Origin of the sequence: Agromyces lapidis, assembly GCF_009749405.1 — a bacterium.
GTDB classification, from domain to species: Bacteria; Actinomycetota; Actinomycetes; order Actinomycetales; family Microbacteriaceae; genus Agromyces; species Agromyces lapidis.
In genome coordinates, this window is record NZ_WBIQ01000006.1 from 1 (window position 1) to 19,447 (window position 19,447).

16 protein-coding genes and 1 pseudogene are annotated in these 19,447 nt (G+C 71.8%); 10 read left to right on the plus strand and 7 right to left on the minus strand.

Features of this window, described 5'->3' with window-relative positions; translation table 11 throughout:
* A pseudogene (locus tag GQQ93_RS18080) lies at nt 1–169 on the plus strand (UTP--glucose-1-phosphate uridylyltransferase); the annotation flags it as partial.
* A gap of 40 nt (nt 170–209) precedes the next feature.
* Here GQQ93_RS18080 and GQQ93_RS09115 read toward each other — a convergent pair.
* Both GQQ93_RS09115 and GQQ93_RS09120 read right to left on the minus strand, forming a co-directional pair.
* The gene (locus GQQ93_RS09115) at nt 210–713 is read right to left on the minus strand and encodes an OsmC family protein (protein ID WP_157423944.1); all 504 of its coding nucleotides are present in this window, start codon (nt 711–713) and stop codon (nt 210–212) included.
* Nucleotides 710–1,339 (minus strand): GntR family transcriptional regulator, encoded by a 630-nt coding sequence (locus tag GQQ93_RS09120; protein ID WP_157423945.1) that lies wholly within the window; start codon nt 1,337–1,339, stop codon nt 710–712. The genes GQQ93_RS09115 and GQQ93_RS09120 overlap by 4 nt, the downstream gene beginning before the upstream one ends.
* Before the next feature lie 103 nt (nt 1,340–1,442).
* Here GQQ93_RS09120 and GQQ93_RS09125 point away from each other — a divergent pair, with 103 nt between their 5' ends.
* Nucleotides 1,443–2,417, plus strand: a complete 975-nt coding sequence (locus tag GQQ93_RS09125; RefSeq protein ID WP_246192238.1) for a cytochrome b/b6 domain-containing protein — start codon at nt 1,443–1,445, stop codon at nt 2,415–2,417.
* Nucleotides 2,418–2,455: 38 nt separating this feature from the next.
* Here the strand turns inward: GQQ93_RS09125 and GQQ93_RS09130 are convergent, their stop codons facing one another.
* The 3 genes from GQQ93_RS09130 to GQQ93_RS09140 all read right to left on the minus strand — a co-directional run bounded on the left by GQQ93_RS09130 (nt 2,456) and on the right by GQQ93_RS09140 (nt 5,743).
* The gene (locus tag GQQ93_RS09130; RefSeq protein ID WP_157423946.1) at nt 2,456–3,700 is read right to left on the minus strand and encodes an amidohydrolase; all 1,245 of its coding nucleotides are present in this window, start codon (nt 3,698–3,700) and stop codon (nt 2,456–2,458) included.
* A gap of 125 nt (nt 3,701–3,825) precedes the next feature.
* Entirely contained in the window at nt 3,826–5,073 is a 1,248-nt protein-coding gene (locus tag GQQ93_RS09135; protein WP_157423947.1) for an MFS transporter, read from the minus strand.
* Entirely contained in the window at nt 5,066–5,743 is a 678-nt protein-coding gene (locus tag GQQ93_RS09140; protein ID WP_157423948.1) for a FadR/GntR family transcriptional regulator, read from the minus strand. Before GQQ93_RS09140 ends, GQQ93_RS09135 begins: the two co-directional genes overlap by 8 nt.
* A 95-nt stretch (nt 5,744–5,838) precedes the next feature.
* Here GQQ93_RS09140 and GQQ93_RS09145 point away from each other — a divergent pair, with 95 nt between their 5' ends.
* The 8 genes from GQQ93_RS09145 to GQQ93_RS09180 all read left to right on the plus strand — a co-directional run bounded on the left by GQQ93_RS09145 (nt 5,839) and on the right by GQQ93_RS09180 (nt 16,239).
* Entirely contained in the window at nt 5,839–6,954 is a 1,116-nt protein-coding gene (locus GQQ93_RS09145; protein WP_157423949.1) for an amidohydrolase family protein, read from the plus strand.
* Nucleotides 6,955–7,044: 90 nt separating this feature from the next.
* A complete protein-coding gene (locus GQQ93_RS09150; protein ID WP_157423950.1) occupies nt 7,045–8,673 on the plus strand; it encodes an ABC transporter substrate-binding protein in 1,629 nt (542 codons plus the stop codon).
* A 5-nt stretch (nt 8,674–8,678) separates the two neighbouring features.
* Entirely contained in the window at nt 8,679–9,629 is a 951-nt protein-coding gene (locus GQQ93_RS09155) for an ABC transporter permease (RefSeq protein ID WP_157423951.1), read from the plus strand.
* Nucleotides 9,626–10,516, plus strand: a complete 891-nt coding sequence (locus tag GQQ93_RS09160) for an ABC transporter permease (RefSeq protein ID WP_246192240.1) — start codon at nt 9,626–9,628, stop codon at nt 10,514–10,516. The genes GQQ93_RS09155 and GQQ93_RS09160 overlap by 4 nt, the downstream gene beginning before the upstream one ends.
* A complete protein-coding gene (locus GQQ93_RS09165) occupies nt 10,513–11,367 on the plus strand; it encodes an ABC transporter ATP-binding protein (protein ID WP_246192241.1) in 855 nt (284 codons plus the stop codon). Before GQQ93_RS09160 ends, GQQ93_RS09165 begins: the two co-directional genes overlap by 4 nt.
* Nucleotides 11,364–12,236, plus strand: a complete 873-nt coding sequence (locus GQQ93_RS09170; RefSeq protein WP_157423952.1) for an ABC transporter ATP-binding protein — start codon at nt 11,364–11,366, stop codon at nt 12,234–12,236. Before GQQ93_RS09165 ends, GQQ93_RS09170 begins: the two co-directional genes overlap by 4 nt.
* Complete coding sequence (locus tag GQQ93_RS09175; RefSeq protein ID WP_157423953.1) at nt 12,233–13,714, plus strand: chlorohydrolase family protein; 1,482 nt, start codon at nt 12,233–12,235, stop codon at nt 13,712–13,714. Before GQQ93_RS09170 ends, GQQ93_RS09175 begins: the two co-directional genes overlap by 4 nt.
* A gap of 128 nt (nt 13,715–13,842) precedes the next feature.
* Entirely contained in the window at nt 13,843–16,239 is a 2,397-nt protein-coding gene (locus GQQ93_RS09180; RefSeq protein ID WP_157423954.1) for a transglycosylase domain-containing protein, read from the plus strand.
* 58 nt (nt 16,240–16,297) lie between these two features.
* Here GQQ93_RS09180 and GQQ93_RS09185 read toward each other — a convergent pair whose 3' ends face one another.
* Together GQQ93_RS09185 and GQQ93_RS09190 are read right to left on the minus strand one after the other, a co-directional pair.
* On the minus strand, nt 16,298–18,454 hold the full coding sequence (locus GQQ93_RS09185; RefSeq protein ID WP_157423955.1) for a YhgE/Pip domain-containing protein: 2,157 nt from the start codon (nt 18,452–18,454) through the stop codon (nt 16,298–16,300).
* Between the two features lie 353 nt (nt 18,455–18,807).
* Entirely contained in the window at nt 18,808–19,446 is a 639-nt protein-coding gene (locus tag GQQ93_RS09190; protein WP_157423956.1) for an MBL fold metallo-hydrolase, read from the minus strand.
* Nucleotide 19,447: the final 1 nt, after the last annotated feature.

Genomic DNA, 19,447 nt, shown 5'->3' on the forward strand with positions numbered 1-19,447 from the left:
GGGCACGGGCGGGGTGTACGGGGTCGTGTTCCGTGGTCGCCGGTACGACACGGGTGACAAGTTGGACTACATCAAGGCCGTGATCCAGCTCGCGGTCGATCGTGATGATCTGGGTGCCGAGCTGCGTTCCTGGCTCATCGACTACACCGCCGGCCTCGAAACCCACTGACGCCGGCGGGCGGCGGGGTACCGCGCGCGGCACTGCGGTGTCAGCTCCCGGCGACCGCGTGCTCGTCGACCGCTCGCTCGCCGACGACGAGCGCGGCCTCGTGCCGCACCGCGAAGTTCACCGATCGCGCGATGAAGCAGTACTCGGCGACCCGCTCGTGCAGCTCGTCGACGACCGCGGGGTCACCCGCCGAGATCGTGACGGTGGGCCGCAGCACGACCTCGGAGAACCGGCCGCTGCCGTCGGACGATTCGAGCATCGTGCCGAGCGGCGCGTCCTCGTACCCGGTCACGACGAGGCCGGCCGTCGTCGCGAGGTGCAGGAACCACAGCATGTGGCATTGCGAGAGGGCGGCGACAAACAGCTGCTCGGGGTTCCAGCGGGCAGGGTCGCCACGGAACGAGGGGTCGCTCGACCCGTCGATCGTGCCCGCCCGCGGGTGCGCGATGACGTGGTCGCGGGAGTATGCGCGGGCGTCGGCGGTGCCCCGACCGAGGTCGCCCGTCCAGTTCAGCGCGAGTTCGTAGTGGTGCTCACGGGTCATTCGGATCGTCCTTTCACGATGGCGATGGTTCGGAGGGCATGCGCCTCGGCGGCCTCGCGCGCGCCGGCGGGGTCGCCGGCGGCGAGGGCCGCGATGAGCCGTCGATGCTCGTCGTCGACCTGCTCGACGCGCGGCGGGTCTTCGAGGCCGTGGCGGGTCGCGACGACGATGCGGTCCCACCAGCCGTCGAGCGCTTCGTCGACCGCCGGGTTCGCAGCCAGGCGCGCGAGCGACTGATGGAATGCCCGGTTCGCCCGTGTCGCCGTTTCCAGCTCGCCGGCGCGCGTCGCGGCATCGGCCGCATCGGCGAGGGCCTGGAGCTCGCGCAGTGCGATCGGGGCGACCTCGCCGGCGGCGACCCGTTCGGCCGCTCGCCCTGCGGCCCACGACTCGAGCGCCGCCCGGGCCTCGAAGACCGCGGCGAGCTCGTCGGGCTCGAGTGCACGCACCCGCACGCCGCGCCCCTGCGCGTCGACGAGGCCGGCGCCTTCGAGGCGGGAGAGCGCCTCGCGCACCGGGGTGCGTGAGACCTCGAGACGAGTCGACAGTTCGGCCTCTGAGACGCGGAGGCCGACGGGGAGTTCGCCGTCGACGACCAGTCGTCGGAGTCGCTGGTACACGGTCATGCGAGGATTATTGCATGCAATAACCAGTTAATGCATGCATTGATTCGCTCGCTTCATTACGCCCGAGTTGCGACGACCCCGTCGCTTTGTCACGCTGAGAGGCGTGCCGTCATCCCTGCGCTCCGCGCTCTTCGCGGGCCTCTCCGCGAAGCGCCTCCTCCTCATCGCCGGCGGCGCGGTCGTGCTGCTCGCCGTCGCGGTGCTGGCGGCGCGAGGCCTGCGCACGCTGCCCGCCGCCCAGGACTTCATCGCCGAGCACCCCGGGCACAGCCCGCTGCCCGAAGGCGCCCCCGTCGGCATTCCGGCATGGCTCGGCTGGCAGCACTTCCTCAATGCCTTCTTCCTCGTGATGCTGGTGCGAACGGGACTGATCGTGCGCGCGAAGTCGCGCCCGCCCGCCTTCTGGACCCGCGACAACACCCGGTGGCCGCGCACGAAGGGCGCCCCGCGCCGGATCGGCATCTCGGTGTGGCTGCACCTCGTCGTCGACGCGTTCTGGGTGCTCAACGGCGTGGTCTACGTCGTGCTGCTCTTCGCAACCGGGCAGTGGGTGCGCATCGTGCCGACGAGCTGGGACGTCGTGCCCGGCTCGATCTCGGTCGTGCTGCAGTACCTCTCGCTCGACTGGCCCACCGAGAACTCGTGGGTGGCCTACAACGACGCGCAGGTGCTCGCCTACTTCGCGATCGTCTTCGTCGCCTCGCCGCTCGCGATCCTCACCGGGCTGCGCCTCTCGCCCGGCTGGCCGCTCGAGGGCCGGCTCGCGACGGCCGTGCCCGAGCGCGTCGCGCGAACGCTGCACTACCCGGTGATGCTGTTCTTCCTGCTCTTCACCTTCGCGCACGTCGTGCTCGTGCTCGCGACGGGAGCGCTGCGCAACCTCAACCACATGTACGCGTCGCGCGAGTCCGACGACTGGGTCGGGTTCGCGATCTTCGCGGTCTCGATCGTGGTCATGATCGGCGGGTGGGTGCTCGCGCGTCCGCTGCTGCTCGTGCCGGCGGCCGAGCGCTTCGGTCAGGTGCGCCGGATGCCCCAAGCCCCGGCCGCACCGAAGCGGGCCGCCACTCGCGGCTGAGCTCCGGGAGCCCCGACCGATGGCACAGCGCCGCTCGGTCATCCGATGAGCCGAAGCCCCTCGGCGACGACCCGGCCGTCGTGCAGCACCGTTCGATCGGCCCCGCGGTCCATGACGGCGCTCGTCGGGGTCTCGCCGTCGACGAGCACCAGGTCGGCGCGGTCGCCGACGGCGAGCCCTGGGCGGTCGGCGACCCCGGTGAGTCGCGGCGAGCCGTCGCCCATGATGCTCGCCCCGCCGATCGTGGCGATCGCGAGGCAGTGCTCGATGAGCTCATCGCGCCGGAACCCGCGCGTGAACGCCAGCTGCCAGGTCCGGTCGAGCAGGTCGCAGTTTCCGTACGGGCTCCAGTAGTCGCGCTGGCCGTCCTCGCCGAGGCCGACGCGCACGCCCGACTCGGCGAGGTCGACGAGCGAGAGCTGGCCTGCGGCCGCGGGCGCGACGGTGGCGAGGGCGATGTCGAGTTCGGCGAAGCCGTCGATAAGGCGTCGGCTCGTGGCATCCGACACCGAACCGAGGCTGTACGCGTGCGACATGGTGACCTTGCCCTGCATTCCGAGCGCGCGCGTTCGCTCCATCACGAGCTCGGTGCTGAACACGCCGAGCTCGCCCGGTTCGTGCAGGTGGATGTCGACCTCGACCTGGTGCTTCTCGGCGAGGCCGAAGACGAGATCGAGGTGACGTGCCGGGTCGCGATCGAGCTGGCACGGGTCGATGCCGCCGACGACGTCGGCGCCCGCCGAGAGGGCGGCGTCGAGCACCTCGACCGAGCCTGGCTCGCGCAGCAGCCCCGCCTGGGGGAACGCGATGACCTGCACGTCGGCGTGCCCGGCGAAGCGCTCTTTCGCGGCGATCACCGCCTCGAAACGCTCCAGGCCGCAGTCGGCGTCGACCTGCGCGTAGCTGCGCACGCGCGTGGTGCCGTGGGCGATCATGCGCTCGAGCGTGCCCGCGACGCGCTCGGGCAGCGGCACCTCGGCGTCGCGCCAGTTCGCGCGGTCGTTCATCACCATCGTCCAGACGCCGGGGCCGCCGGTGTGGGGGCGGAACGGCAGTCCGATGCGCGTCGAGTCGAGGTGCACGTGCACGTCGCTGAACGCCGGCAGCAGCAGGCGGCCGCGCCCGTCGATGCGGTCCTCGCCGGGCGACGTCATCGGGTCCGGCGAGCTCTCGAGGGGTGCCTGCGCGGCGGGGTCGTGGGGGAGGAGCTCGGCGATGCGTCCGTCGAGGACGCGGACGTCGGCGGCGGCGGTGCCCCATGGGCGAACGTTCCGGATGAGCATGCGATGGTCCTTCGGTGGCGGTTGGCGGTTGGCGGTTGGCGGTTGGCGGTTGGCGTCGGTCGCCGGCGCCGGCGACGGCGAGCGCCCGAGGTGGTCGAGGCGTCGTCGCGTCGACGGACGACGATTCAGGGGACGGGGCGTTCGGCGGCATCCGGGTCGTGCGCCGTGGGAGGAGTCGCAAGTTCGGCCGCGCGGAGCGGCCTGCCGGCGAACACCCCGAAGACGAGCTGCGCGGCCACGACGGCGAGGAGGGCCGCGAGCAGCGTCGACCAGCCGACGCCCGCCGTCGAGAACATGCCGAGCGCGAGCGGGCCGAGCGCGGCGATCGCGTAGCCGACGCCCTGCGCGACCGCCGAGAAGGAGGCGGTGCGCGCCGCGCTCGGCGCCTTCTGCACGATGAGCCCGACGGCGAGGCCGAAGGCCGCGCTCTGCGCCACGCCGAGCACGGCGACGAAGGCGACGGCCGACGACGCCGGGGCGAAGGCGAGTCCGGCGAGTCCCGCAGCCGAGAGCACCGAGACCAGCGCCGTCATCGTCGACTGGCTCTTGAAGCGCGCGGCGACCGCGGGCGCGAGGAGCGCGGCGGGGATGCCGGCGATGCTGAGCCAGGCGAGCAGCAGCCCACCCGTCGCGGCGTCGGCTCCGCGGTCGACCACGATCGTCGGCAGCCAGGCGGTGAGCGCGAAGTAGATCAGCGCCTGGCATCCGAAGAAACCCGTGACCGAGCACACTCGCGGCGCGCGCAGGATGGAGCCGTCACCGGCGGCGGAGGCCGGCTCGCCGTCGCCCGCCGCGGACGCGGTGAGCCGGGGCGCCGCCAGGAGCGCGAAGGTCGCGACGAGGCAGATCGGCAGCGCCCAGACGAGCAGCGCCAGGGCGGCGTCGCCGCCGAGCGCGTCGAACAGCGGCATCGCGAGCGCCGCGCCGAGCGCGGCGCTGACGCCGAACACCGAGGTGTACACCCCCGACCAGAGTCCCTGCCGGCGTCCGAGATGGGTGCGCACGAGCTGCGGCGTGAGGATGCCGAGGAGGGAGATGCTCGCACCGACGACCACGGTGCCCACGATGAGCGCGGTCGCCCCGAGCGGTCGCACCAGCATGGCGACGCCGAGCGCCGTGAGCAGGATGGCGGCGGCCCGGTCGACTCCGAACCGTCGCGCGACGACCGGCGCCAGGGGGGCCGCGAGCCCGAACAGCAGCACGGGGATCGCGCTCAGCGTCGCGAGCCCCGCCGCGCTGAAGTCGTAAGCGGCATCGATCTCGGGCAGCAGTGCGGAGACGCTCGTGATCGGCGAGCGCACCGAGAGGCCGATGCCGACCACGAGCACGCCGGCGAGGAGCGGGGCGCCGATGCCGACGCCCCGCTCAGTCATGCAGCGACTGCTCGGTCTGGTCGAGCACGCCGAGCGCGGCGGCGGTCGCGGCGTCGACGTCGCGGGCCACGATCGCGTGCAGGAGCGCCTCGTGCAGGTCGACGACGCTCGGATCGGCGTTGTTCGAGAGGCACGAGTTGTGCGCGACCGACTGCCGCAGAGAGCCGTCGAAGCTCGCGTAGATGCCGACGAGGAGCCGATTGTGGGAGGCCTGGGCGACGCCGACGTGGAACGCGACGTCGTGGTTCGCGAAGGCATCGACGTCGTTGCGGCTGATCGCCTGACGGCGCAGGGCGAGTTCGGCCTTGAGTGCGGCGAGGTCGGCCTCGCTGCGATGCACCGCGGCCTCGCGGGCGGCGAGCACGTCGAGCGCGCGCCGCACGGTGAGGACCTCGCGCGAGTCGGCGCCGCCGAGGGTGCGCCGCAGCGCCACCTCGGTGGCGTCGCTCGCGACGACGTAGGTGCCGTCGCCCTGGCGGGTCTCGAGGAGCCCGAGTTGCACGACCGAGCGCACGGCCTCGCGCACCGAGGGTCGGCTGACGCCGAGACGTTCGGTGAGTTCGGCCTCGGTCGGGATGCGCGTGCCGATCGGCCAGGCGCCGGAGGCGATCTCGGTGTTCAGGCGGTCGACCACGGTGTCGACGAGTGACTTGCGTCGGATGGGTTCCACGGGTCCATTCTCTTCCAGCTCGAAAGTATGGTTATCATAACATCTGACAAATGCGGCGCAGGTGCCCGCCACGCCCGAACGAAGGAGTTCGCCCCATGGCAGACGCGATCACGACGGTCGACCCCGACCGTGCCGAGCCCGCCGAGCTCGCGGGCGATCCCGCCCGTGACGGCCTCGTCGTCGCCCCGGCGCTCGTCGACGCGCACATCCACCCCGACAAGTCGAGCTGGGGCGGCCGATGGATGTCGCGTCGCGCCGCAGCATCCCTGCCCGAGCTCATCGCCGGCGATCTCGCGACGCAGCTCGCCGAAACGCGCGGCGTCGAGGAGCGCGCGTTCGCCCTGCTCGACGCGGCCCGCGCGAACGGCACTCTCGGCCTGCGCGCGCACGTCGACGTCTCGAGCGAGCTCGGCCTCCGCAACGTCGAGGGCGTGCGCGCCGCGGCCGAGCGGCTCGCCCCCGACCTCACCGTGCAGATCGTCGCCTTCCCCCAGTTCGGGCTGCTCACGAACCCCGGAACGCTCGACGTCATGGCCGCGGCGCTCGTCTCCGGTGCCGACCTCGTCGGCGGCATCGACCCGCTCGGCCTCGAGGGCGACGTCGACGCGCACCTCGACGCCGTGTTCGGACTGGCCCTCCGTTCGAGCCGTGACCTCGACATCCACCTGCACGACGGCGGCGAACCGGGGCTCGCGCAGATCCGCGAGATCGCGGCTCGAACGGTCGCGGCCGGCATGCAGGGCCGCGTCACCGTGAGCCACGCCTTCGCGCTCGCGGATGCCTCGGCGCCGTCGCTGCGCGACACGCTCGACCGCGTCGCGGAGGCCGGCCTCTGGATCACGACGTGCGCACTCGGCGACGACCCGGTGCCCGACCTCGCACTGCTCGAGGCGCACGGCGTGCAGCTCGCCGCCGGTTCCGACGGAGTCCGCGACTCGTGGAGCCCGTTCGGGACCGGCAGCATGGTCGACCGCGCGCACCTGCTCGCATACCGCACCGGCGCGAGGACCGACGCCGAGCTCGAACGCTGCTACCGCATCTCCTCCATCGAGGGGGCGCGCCTGATCGGCGCCGCCGACCTCGCCGACTGGTCGGGGTCCACCCACCCCGCTCGGCTCGAGTTCCGGGGCGAATCGCTCGCCCAGATCGTGGTCGACCGGCCGGCGCCCGTGCGCGTCATCCGCGACGACCGGGTCCTGCATCGGCGCTGAACGCGCCCTTCGGACCGCACCACGCACGACGCACCACTCCGCACACCGACCCCCGAGCACCACCCCGACACCACGACGAAGGAGTTCCCCGTGTCACGACGCCGCATCCTGACCGCCTCGGCCGCATTGGCCGTCATCGGTCTCACCCTCACCGGCTGCACCGCAGCCCAGAACGACGGCGAGGAGGGCGGGCTCTCGATCGACCTCGCCGATCTCGCGACGACCACCGAACCGGGCACGCAGCCCGTCGACGAGGTCAAGTGGAACCTGCCGTACGAGCCGATGTCGCTCGACCCGATCTTCGGCTTCAACTACGCCGAGAACACCGTCACCGCGAACCTCTGCGAGAGCCTCGTGCGGCTCACGCCCGAGCTCGCGACCGAGCCCGGCCTCGCCTCGGCGGTCGAGCAGCCCGACGACACGACGATCGTCTACACGATCCGCGACGGCGTCACCTTCTGGAACGGCAACCCGCTCACCGCCGATGACGTCGCGTACTCCCTGCAGCGCCAGCTCGGCGAGACCGCGACGAGCTACTTCTCGAGCTACTTCCAGAACGTCGACTCGGTCGAGGTCACCGCGCCCGACCAGGTGACGGTGAAGCTCACGAAGCCCGACGTGCTCTTCACGCAGGCGATGGGCACCGCCGCCGGCGCGATCGTCGAGCAGGCCGCAGCCGAGGCGGCCGGCGAGGCGTTCGGCACGCCGAGCGGCGGGCTGTCGTGCACCGGTCCGTTCTCGCTCGAGGCGTGGAACTCGGGCAAGAGCATCGACCTCGCGGCGAACGAGGGCTACTGGGGCGAGGTGCCGCTCGCGGCGAAGCTCAGCTTCAGCTTCATCGCCGACGAGTCGACCGCGGTCAACGCGCTGCGCACCGGCGACGTCGACGGCCAGTACTTCTACCTGCCGCCGGCAGGCCTCACCCAGCTCGCGAACAGCGACGAGGTGACGACGAGCTACGGCAAGTCGCTCGTGTTCTGGACGATGGTCACGGCGAACTTCGACGGCGGCCTCGGCGACGAGCGCATCCGTCAGGCGCTCTCGCTCGCGATCGACCGTGCGGCGCTCACGAAGGTCGTCTTCCAGGGCGCAGGCATCCCTGCGACGACGCTGGCCGGTCCCGACTACTGGGGCTACGAGCCCGAGGCCTTCGAAGCTGCGTCGAAGGAGTTCTCGGCCGATGCCGACCTCGACCGGGCGAAGCAGCTCGTCGCCGAGGCGGGGGCGCCGAGCGAACCCATCGTGCTCGCGGTGCAGGGCAGCTCGGCCGTGCACGAGCAGACCGCGAACGTGATCCAGGCGGCCGGCCAGGCGATCGGACTCGAGATCGAGACGAAGGTCATCCCGGTCGAGCAGTTCGGCAACCTGTACTTCGACCCCGCGGCGCGCGAGGGCATCGACGGCTTCTTCACCACCAACTACGGCAGCTTCGCCGACGCGCTCGACGTGTACCAGTTCTTCGCGTCGACCGACAGCCACAACTACACCGGCTGGGACGGCGCCGACGAGCAGCTCTTCGCCGCCCGCGCCGAGACCGACCCGGCCGCCCGCGCCGAGCTCGTGATCGACGCGCAGCGCATCATCACAACCGAGCTGCCGTGGATCCCGCTCGCGTACGAGCCCGTCACCCTCGTGCAGAACGACCGCATCTCGGGCGCCACCGCCTCGTTCGCCTACCTCTACGCGCCGTGGGCGGCGACCATCGGCGGGGTGGAGTAGTCCCGATGTCCCTCGCTCCATACCTGCTGCGACGGCTCGGCGGGCTCCTGCTCGTGCTGCTCGTGACGTCGTTCATCGTGTTCGGGCTGCTCTACCTCGCCCCCGGAAGCCCGCTGGCCTTCATCCTCGGGCCCCGGGGCGGCACACCCGAGCAGATCGCCGCCGTCACCGAGCAGTACCACCTCGACGACCCGTTCCTGCTGCGCTATGTCGCCTGGCTGGGCGACCTGCTGCGCGGCGACCTCGGCTACTCGATCGTGTACCGGCAGGATGTCTCTGCGCTGATCTCGAGTCGCGTGGGCACGACGCTCGCCCTGGTCTCGATGGCGGCGATCATCATCGCCCTCGTCGGCATCGCGGCGGGCACCTTCGCGGCGCTCCGCGGCGGATGGGGCGACCAGCTCACCTCGACGCTCGCGGCGGTCGGTCTGTCGACGCCGTCGTTCGTCGTCGGCGTCGCGCTCATCAGCGTGTTCGCGGTGGGGCTCGGCTGGTTCCCGACCTTCGGGTCGGGAACCGGCGGGGTCGACACCCTGTACCACCTGGTGCTCCCTGCGGTGGCGCTCAGCGTCGCGAGCGCCGCCTACCTCGCCCGCATCACCCGTGCGGCGGTGCTCGAGGAGGGCGGGCGCGAGCACGTGCAGACCGCGACGGCCAGGGGGCTCGCCCCCGGGCACATCGTGCGCCACCACGTGCTGCGCAACTCGCTCATCCCGATCGTGACCGTGCTCGGCCTCACGATCGCGACGCTCATCGCGGGCGCCGTCGTCGTCGAGAACGTGTTCGCCCTCGACGGGCTCGGATCGCTGCTCGTGCGGGCGATCCTCCAGCGCGACTTCGCGGTCGTGCAGGCCGTGATCCTCGTGCTGGTCGTCGCCTTCGTCGTGGTGAACGCGATCGTCGACGTCCTCTACACCTTCATCGATCCGCGCATCACCCTCGGGAGCCGGCAATGACCACGCCATCCACCATGAGCCTCGCCGTCGCGCGCGTTCGCGACCGACGACGTGCGACGGGCTTCGCGCGCCGCACCGCCGACCGGCTCGGCGTCGTCGGCTGCATCGCGGCAACGATCCTGCTCGTCATCGCGCTCGCGGCGGCATTCGCGCCGCTCGTGGCGCCGTACGACCCCGACTACCCCGATCTGCTCGCCTCGCTCAGCGGGCCGTCGCCGGCGCATCTGCTCGGCACCGACGCGCTCGGTCGCGACATCCTCTCGCGGCTCATCTGGGGCTCCCGGATCACGCTCGCGGGCCCCGGTCTCGTGATCGTCATCGCGACGGTGGTCGGCACCCTCCTCGCCCTCCTCGCGGCGTGGCGTGGCGGACGCACCGACACGGCGGTCGCGTGGGTGCTCGACATCCTCTTCGCGGTGCCCGGCATCGTGTTCGCGCTCATCGCGGTCGCGATCTGGGGGCCGAGCCTCGCGACCGTCGTCGGCGGGCTCGCGATCGCCTACGTGCCCTACGTGGCCCGCGTCGTGCGGGGCGCCTCGCTCCGCGAGCGCCGGATGCCGTACGTCTCGGCCGCCTGGCTGCAGGGCCAGTCGGGCACGGGCATCACCTTCACCCAGATCCTGCCGAACGTGCAGCCGATCGTCGTCGCCCAGGCGGTGTCCTCGCTCGGCTTCGCGGTCATCGAGCTCGCCGCGGTCTCCTTCCTCGGCCTCGGCGTGCAACCGCCCACGGCCGACCTCGGACTCATGGTCAAGAGCGGCTTCGACTCGGTGCTGCGCGGCCACCCCGCCGAGGCGATCGCCGCCGGCACCCTGATCGTCCTCATCGTCTGGTGCGTCACCGTCATCGGCGACCGCCTCACCTCGAGTGCAAGGAGCATGCGATGACCGAACCACTGCTGCGGCTCGACGACGTGCGGGCGACCCTCCGCCTGCGCGGCGGCGAGCAGACCCTGCTCGACGGGGTGAGCCTCACGATCGGCGAGGGCGAGTCGCTCGGCCTCGTCGGCGAGTCGGGCTCGGGCAAGTCGCTGACGACCCGCGCCATCACGCGGATGCTCGACCCCGCCTTCCGGGTGACCGGTGAGATCGCGTTCGACGGGGCATCCGTGCTCTCGATGAACCCGGCCGCCCTGCGCCGCTATCGTTCGCGCGACGTCGGCATGATCTTCCAGGATCCGCGGGCGCACGTGAACCCGGTGCACCGCGTCGGCGACTTCCTCACCGAATCGCTCGTCCGCGACCGCGGCGTCGACCGGCGCGAGGCCGAGCGCCGTGCGGTCGTGCTGCTCGACGAGGTCGGCGTGCGCAATCCCGAGCAGCGGCTCAGGCAGTACCCGCACGAACTCTCGGGCGGTCTGCTGCAGCGCGTCATGATCGCGAGCGTGCTGCTCGCCGAGCCGCGGCTCATCCTCGCCGACGAGCCCACCACGGCGCTCGACGTGACCGCCCAGTCCGACGTCATGGCGATCCTCGAGGAGCAGCGTCGCGCCCGCGGGCTCGCGCTGCTGTTCATCACCCACGACCTCGAACTGGCCGCCGCGTGCTGCGACCGTCTCGCCGTGATGTACGCGGGGCAGATCGTCGAGCAGGGCGAGCACGTCTACGAGGCGCCGTCCCACCCATACACGATCGAACTGCTCGGCGCGCGCCCGAGCATCGACGAGCGCGTCGACCGCCTGCCGGTGCTGCGCTACGACCGAGCGACCCACGAACTGCTGAAGGCGGAGGCATCATGAACCGCACCCACCCCGTTGAGCGCACCGGTGCTTCCGGCGGCGACCCGATCGTCGTCGCCCGAGGATTGCGCAAGGTGTTTCCCGGGCCCGTGAAGGACGACCCCGTCATCGCCGTCGACGACGTCTCGTTCGAGCTGTACCCGAACGAGTGCCTCGCGATCGTCGGCGAGTCGGGCTCGGGCAAGACGACGGTGGCCCGAATGCTCGTCGGGCTCGAGACCGTCACCGAGGGCGAGCTCTCGGTGCGCGGCGAGTCGCGGGCGAAGGGCGTCAAGCACCTCGCCGACCGGCGACGCTGGGCGCGCGAGGTGCAGTACGTGTTCCAGGACCCGTACTCCTCGCTCAACGGGCGGCAGCGGGTCGGTGAGATCGTCGCGACGAGCGTCGCACTGCACGCGGGCAGGGGCGCGACACGAACGGAAGCCCGTGGGCGCGCCCGCGAGATCCTCGACTCCGTCGGCCTCGGCGAGCGGTTCGTCGACAAGTTCCCGCACCAGCTCTCGGGTGGGCAGCGCCAGCGCGTCGCGATCGCCCGGGCGCTCGCGGCGGACCCCGCGGTGATCGTGCTCGACGAGGCCGTCGCGGCGCTCGATGTCTCGATCCAGGCGCAGATCCTCAACCTCCTCGCCGACATCCGCGCTGAGCGCGAAGTGAGCTACCTGTTCATCTCGCACGATCTCGCCGTCGTCAACCAGATCTCGGACCGCATGATCGTGATGGAGCAGGGACGCGTCGTCGACCGAGGACGCACCGCCGAGCTCCTCGCCGACCCGGTGCACCCGTACACGCGCTCGCTGCGCGCCGCGGTACCGCGACCCGGGTGGAAGCCCGTCCGGCGCGAACGCCTCGCCGTGCAGGCCACCGCATGACGACGCTCATCACCGCCGACTTCGTGATCGCCCACGACGGGCGAGGCCACACCGAGCTCCGTGGCGGAGCCGTGCTGGTCGACGGCGCGTGCATCCTCTGGGTCGGGCGGGCCGACGACGCCCCTGCGGGCCCCGAGGTCGACGAGCGCATCGCGTTGGGGCGGAGCATCCTCATGCCCGGCCTCATCGACCTCGACGCGCTCGCCGACGTCGATCACCTCGTGCTCGACGCGTGGAGCGACGGCGCCGCGCAGCGTCGCCTCGACTGGTCGGCCGACTACTTCGCGCGTCGGCACGAGGTGCTCTCGGCCGAGGAGCGCAGCACCATGCGGCGCTTCGCGCTCACGCAGCTCGCCCTGCACGGCATCACGACCTTCATGCCCATCGCCTCCGAGGTGCACTCGGCCTGGGCCGAGACGCACGACGACCTGCTCGACGTCGTCCGCATCGCCGGCGAGCTCGGGCTGCGCACCTTTCTCGGGCCGTCGTACCGTTCGGGCGTGCACGTCACGCTCGACGACGGCGCCGCGACGATCGCGTGGGACGAGGAGGCCGGGCGGCACGCGTTCAGCGAGGCGGTGCGTTTCCTCGACACCGTCGAGGCGCTCGGCGATCCGCTCGTCACCGGCATCCTCGCGCCCTGCCGCATCGAGACCGTGCGCGCCGAACTGCTCGAGGCGACCGCCCGCGTCTCGGCCGAGCGCGACGTGCTCGTGCGCGCGCACGCCCTGCAGGACCTCTCCGAGCGCGAACTCCTCGCGGAGGCGTACGGCACCACGCCGCTCGGGCTCCTCGAACGCGTCGGACTGCTGAACGAACGGCTCGTGCTCGCCCACGGCGTCTACCTCGACGTGCACCCCGAGGTGCACGGCGAGGACCGAGGCGACCTTGCGAAGCTCGCGGCGGCGGGCGTCTCGATCATCCACTGCCCGCTCACGAACCAGCGCTACGCGTTCCTCCTCGAGAAGCTCTCGCAGTACCTCGATGCGGGGGTCAACGTCGCACTCGGCACCGATTCGTTCCCGCCCGACCTGATCCGCGGCATCGATGCGGGCGTGCATCTCGCGAAGGCGCAGCACGCCGACCTCGGCCGGGGCCTGCTCGCCGAGTACCTCGACGCCGCGACGAGCGGGGGAGCGCGGGCGCTGCACCGCCCCGACCTCGGACGGATCGCGGCGGGTGCGACCGCCGACCTCAGCGCATTCGCGCTCGACGACGTGCGCACCGGCGCCGTCGACGATCCGCTGCGCACGCTCGTGCTCGCGGGCTCGGCGCGGGATGCCCGATTCAGCATGGTCGCGGGCCGGGTGGTGCTCCGCGACGGGACGATTCCGGGCGTCGACCTCGATCGGCTCCGGGCGGACGGTCAGCGCATCTTCGACCGGCTGAAGGCCGCGTACTCCGAGCGCGACCACCTGGCCGCAACCGGGGAACCGCTGTTCCCGCCCGTGATTCCGCCGTTCGCCGAGTCGCACTGAGGATCGAACCGTGTTGATGCTGGACAACTCGGGCGGCCTGCGGTGTCATTGAGTGACAGCGCAGGGCGGAACCTGCTCTCCCGGGGTTCCCGAACGAACTGCTGAGCGCAGAGGCGGGGTGCGGTCGGATGGTCGAAGCGAATACGACGCGGAACAAGCGGAACCGCGACTTCGCCGAGACGCGCACGATCGGCGGGGTCATCGGCGGATTCATCGGGCTGATCGTCGCGAGCACCGCGGCCGCCGCGCTCGTCGCCGTGTCGGTGACCCCGTCGATCGCGATGGTCGGACTCGCCGCCTCGGGCACGATCAGCATGTTCGACAACCTCCCCGGGTACCTCGCGATCGGCGAGCTCTCCGAGAAGAGCAACATCTACGCCACGGGCGCCGGCGGCAAACCCGTGCTGCTCGCGTCGTTCTACGACCAGAACCGCGTCGAGGTCGGCTGGGAGGCGATCGACCAGGACGTGAAGGACGCGACCATCGCGAGCGAGGACCCGCGCTTCTACGACCACGGCGGCATCGACATGCAGGGCACGCTCCGCGCAGCGGCCACGACGGCGAGCGGCCGCGACACCCAGGGCGGCTCGTCGATCGCCCAGCAGTACGTCAAGAACGTGCGCGTGCAGCAGTGCGAGCTGCTGCTCGAGGAGGAGGCCCGCGACGACTGCTACGACGCGGTGACCGAGACGACGATCGACCGCAAGGTGAAGGAGATGCGCCTCGCGATCGGCGTCGAGAAGCGCTACACGAAGGACGAGATCCTGCTCGGGTACCTCAACATCGCCGGATTCGGCGGCACGGTCTACGGCATCGAGGCGGCGGCGAACTACTACTTCGGCGCCTCCTCGTCGAATGTCAGTCTCGCCCAGGCGGCGTCGCTCATCGCGATCGTGAACAATCCCGAGAAGTTCAGGATCGACAAGCCGGCCAACGAGCGCAACGGTGCAGCCGACGGCTACGCCGAGAACCATGGGCGCCGCGACTACATCCTCGGCCGGATGCTCGCCTTCGGGAAGATCACGCAGGAGCGTTACGACGAGGCCATCGCGACCCCCGTCGAGCCGAAGATCACCGAGCCGAGCACCGGCTGCCAGACGGCAGGAGCGAGCGCGTACTTCTGCGACTACGTGAAGAACATCCTCCAGACCGATCCGACCTTCGGCGAGGACGCCGAGACGCGCATGCTGAACTTCCGGCGCGGCGGCTACGACGTCTACACCACGCTCGATCTCGACCTGCAGACCGCGGCCGTCAAGGCGATCGCCGACAACGTGCCGCAGACCTTCCCCGGATGGGACGTCGGCGGCGTCATCTCGAGCGTGCAGGTGGGCACCGGGCGCGTGCTCGCGATGGCGCAGAACAAGGTGTACAGCCAGGATCCGACGGTGCTCGCCTCGGGGGCCCAGTACGAGAGCATCAACTACAACACCGACTTCTCGCACGGTGGCTCGCGCGGATTCCAGCCCGGGTCGACCTACAAGGTGTTCACCCTCGCGCAATGGCTGAAGGAGGGGCACGGATTGAGCGAGCGCGTCGATTCGCGACCGCGATCCAACTGGGGGGTCTTCCACGACAGCTGCCTCGGCGACATCGATGTCTCGGGCGAGGGCTGGAACCCGAAGAACGACGCGGGCGAGTCGGGTGGTGCGTATTCCGCGCTCGAGTCGACCGTGCAGTCGATCAACACGGGCTACCTCGGCATGGCCAAGGAGCTCGACCTCTGCGGCATCCGCAAGACCGCCGAGGCGTTCGGGATGCACCGGGCCGACGGGGATCCGCTCAATCAGAACCCCGCGTCGGTGATCGGGACGAATGAGGTCGCTCCGCTCACTCTCGCGGTGGCGTTCGCCGGCATCGCGAACGACGGGGTCACCTGCACGCCGATCGCGATCGAACGCATCGTCGGACGAGACGGTGCCGAGGTGCCCGTGCCCGAGTCGAAATGCACCGCCTCAGTCTCGCCCGACGTGGCCGCGGGCATGCACTACGGGATGAGCCGGGTGATGAACGGCACGGCGTTCGAGTCGAACAACAACACGGTCCCGTACGTGCCGCTCATCGGCAAGACGGGCACGACCGACGGGGCGAAGGACACCTGGATGGCGGGCGCGAGCAGCGAGGTCGCGACGGTCGCGGCGGTCGTCAGCGTGAACGGCGACGCCAACCAGCGTGGAATCGAGTTCGCGAGCGGGGAGGCGGCGACGGCGCGCCACCGGATGTGGCCCGTGGTGATGTCGGTCGCTGCGGCGAAGTACGGTGGGCACGCGTTCCGCGAACTCGGGCCCGGACCGGTGGTCGACCGGCCGCCCTCGCTCGAGTCGCCAAATGAAGACGACGAGGGTGACGAGGATTCCGGCGAGACCGAACCGGCGATGACGGGCACGGGTGACGGCGAACCCGCGGAGACGGGCGGCGGGTTCGACGGCGATGGCCACGGTGACCGCGGCGACGGCGATCGGACCGGCCGAGGTCGCGACGGCGGTGGCGGCGGGCGTGGCGGAGGCGGCGGCCCGGGCGGCTGATCCGACGACGATGGGGCGGTCGAGCATCGCTCGACCGCCCCATCGGGGGAGCAGGTGCCTAGGCCGCGGCGGCCTCGGTGTTCGTCTCCGCCTTGCGGAACCGCACGCGGTGCACGATCCAGGCTGCGATCGCCGCCGCGCCGAGCCCGAGGAGGACGAGCAGCCACGGGGCGACCGACCCGGGAGCGACCTTCGCGGTGCCGTCGGCGAGGGTGGCGGTGCCGTCGGCCAGCTTGCCGTTGCCCGCGCTGAGCTCACCCGCACCGTTCGCGAGTTCATCGGCGCCCGCGGCGAGCGTCGAACTGCCGGCCGCGAGTTCTCCGGCGCCCTCGGCGAGCGAGTCGGCGCCGTTCGCGAGGGTTTCGGTGCCCGCGGCGAGGTCGCCTGCGCCCGCACTCAGCGTGCTGGCGCCCGCCGAGAGCTCGCCGGCGCCGTTCGCGAGGGTCTGCGCACCTTCGGTGAGGCGTGCCGTGCCCGCAGAGAGTTCGCCCGACTTCACGACGAGCCGGTTCGTGCCTGCGAGCAGGCCGTCGGCGCCCGCGGCGAGGAGGCCCGAGCTCGCGAGGAGCCGCTCGGTGCCGTTCAGGAGCCGGCCGGTGCCCGCGGCGAGCTCGCCCGACTTCACGAAGAGCGTGCCGGTGCCGGCGGCGAGCGTCTTCGCGCCGGCGGCGAGGGTGCCCGTGCCTGCGGCGAGTTCGCCGGACTTGGCGGCGAGGGTGCCGGTGCCTGCTGCGAGTTCGCCGGACTTGGCGGCGAGGGTGCCGGTGCCTGCGGCGAGTTCGCCGGACTTGGCGGCGAGGGTGCCGGTGCCTGCCGCGAGTTCGCCCGATCTCGTGAAGAGGGTGCCGGTGCCCGCGGCGATCTGCAGCGAGCCGTCGGCGAGCTCGGCGGCCTTGCCTGCGAGCAGCGAAGACGATCCGGCGACGGACTCGCCGCCGGCGGCCAGCGTGCCGAGCGCGTTCGCGAGGTTGGATGCGCCGGTGTGGAGCCCGTCCGCGCCGCCCTTGGCGTTCGCGATGCCTGCGCTGAGCGCGGCGGAACCGGATGCGATCGACCCGGTCGCCGTCTCGAGCTGCGCTGCGCCGTCACGAGCCGACGCCGCGCCGTCGCGAAGCTGGGCGACCGAGCCGAGCAGGCTCGCGTCGGCACCCGATGCGGCGAGCTGGTCGTAGAGGCCCGAGAGGCCCGCGGCGAGATTCGCGTTCGCCGAGGCGACCGACTTCGCGCCCGAGTGCGCAGAGGCGGCACCAGCCGCGAGGCTCTCGCCGTTCGTCGTCAGCGCGGCGACGCCGCTGCGGAGCGATCCGGCGCCGGCGAGGAGCTGGTCGACCCCTGCCTTCGTCTGCCCGATGCCGCCCGACACCTGGGCTGCGCCGGCGGCGAGCGAGGCGGCGCCGTTGGCGAGCGCCGCGTTGCCCGCGGACAGGGCGTTCGTCTTCTCGGCGAGCGTGCCGACGCCTGCGCTGAGCTGCGCGGCGCCTCCGGCGGCCTGGCCTGCGCCTGCGGCGAGGGCGTTGGCGCCGGCGTTGACGGCTCCGGCGCCTGCGCTGAGCTGCGCGGCGCCTCCGGCGGCCTGGCCTGCGCCTGCGGCGAGGGCGTTGGCGCCGGCGTTGACGGCTCCGGCGCCTGCGCTGAGGTCTGCGGCACCGCCGGCGGCCTGGCCTGCGCCCGTGCTCAGCCGCTTCGCGCCGTCGGCCGCGGTTCCGGCCCCGCCGTTGAGCTCCCCGGCTCCGGCGACGAGTCGATCGGTGCCGTCCTCGAGTCGCACGGCACCGGCGTCGAGCTCACCCGCGCCGGTCACGAGGCGACCGGCACCTGCGTCGAGCTCGGCGGCGCCGCCGGCGGTGCGCGCTGCGCCGTCGGAGACCTTCAGTGCGCCCGCTGCGCTCTTCTCGGCGCCGGCCTTGAGGCGTTCGGCGCCGGCCGCGGCCGAGGTGGCCCCTGCCGACACCTTCTCGGCCCCCTCGGCGGCGCTCGCCGCGCCGTCTTCGAGCTCCCCGGCACCGCCCGAGAGCTGTTCGCTGCCTTCGGCGAGCTTCGACGAGCCGTCGCCGGCCTGGCCGGCGCCCGACGCGAGCTGGGTGGCGCCCGCGTGCAGCGCGCCCGTCGTGAGCAGGAAGAACGCCGCGAGGGCGATGAGCGCGATCGCGAGGATCACTGCCGTGACCTTCATGCCGTTGCCATGGCGATGCGCGGTCGGGTCGATTCTCGTCATTGAGACTCCTGTGGTCGCCCGGGCGCGACGGTACGTCGTACGACGCGCGCGGCGACCGGAAGTGGAGGGTGCAGGACGATGACGGTGCAGGTCATCGGGGTGCGGGCGCTGTCTTGGTCGGGTCGCGCCCGCGAACTCAGGGGAGCCGACGCCGCGCCGGTGCGGTGCCGCCGTGGCGCCGCGATGGCGCGGTGCGCCTGAGGTGCCCCGAACGTAGCAGCGCGCGATATTCCGTCAACGGATGCCCTGGAATCTCTGTGCCGATCGACAACGGTTCGGCGGTCGGAGTCGGAGGGCTTTGTCGACGCCCTACAGAGCGACGAGCGGCCGGCCCGGCGGTTCGTCGACTCGACTCAGAAGTCGAGGGTGTCGCCGGGCTCGAGAACGAGGTACTCGCCGCCGTGCTGCTCGGTCGCCCAGGCGAGGCGCACGTTCGAGAGCGCCTTGCCCGCAGTCGAGAGCAGCATCTCGTGCGTCGGGAACGCGCGCCGCGGTGCGACGGCCTCGACGTAGTCCATGGCCTCGCTGATCTTCATCCACGGTGCGCCCGCGGGAGCGGCGAGCACGTCGACGGCGACGCCCTCGGGCACGGTGAACGAGTCGCCCGCGTAGTAGAACCCGTCGTTGACGAGCACCCCGAGGTTGTCGATCACCGGGATCGACCGGTGGATGACGGCATGCCGACCGCCGAAGAACCGGAGCCGGAACGGTCCGACCTCGACCTCGTCGCCTGCGGCGACGACCTCGACGGGCTGGCCGGCGGCCGCCGCGGCGACGCCGGCGGGGCCGAAGATTCGCACCTCGGGGTTCTGCTCGACGATGCGCGCGAGCTGATCGGGCGTCCAGTGGTCGTCGTGCTCGTGCGTGATCACGACGGCGACGGCGCCCGCAGACTCGGTGATCGGTGTCGTGAACTTGCCGGGGTCGAGATAGAGCTTGTCGCCCGAGTGCTCGATGACGAGGGCGGCATGTTCGAGTTTGGTCAGGCGCATG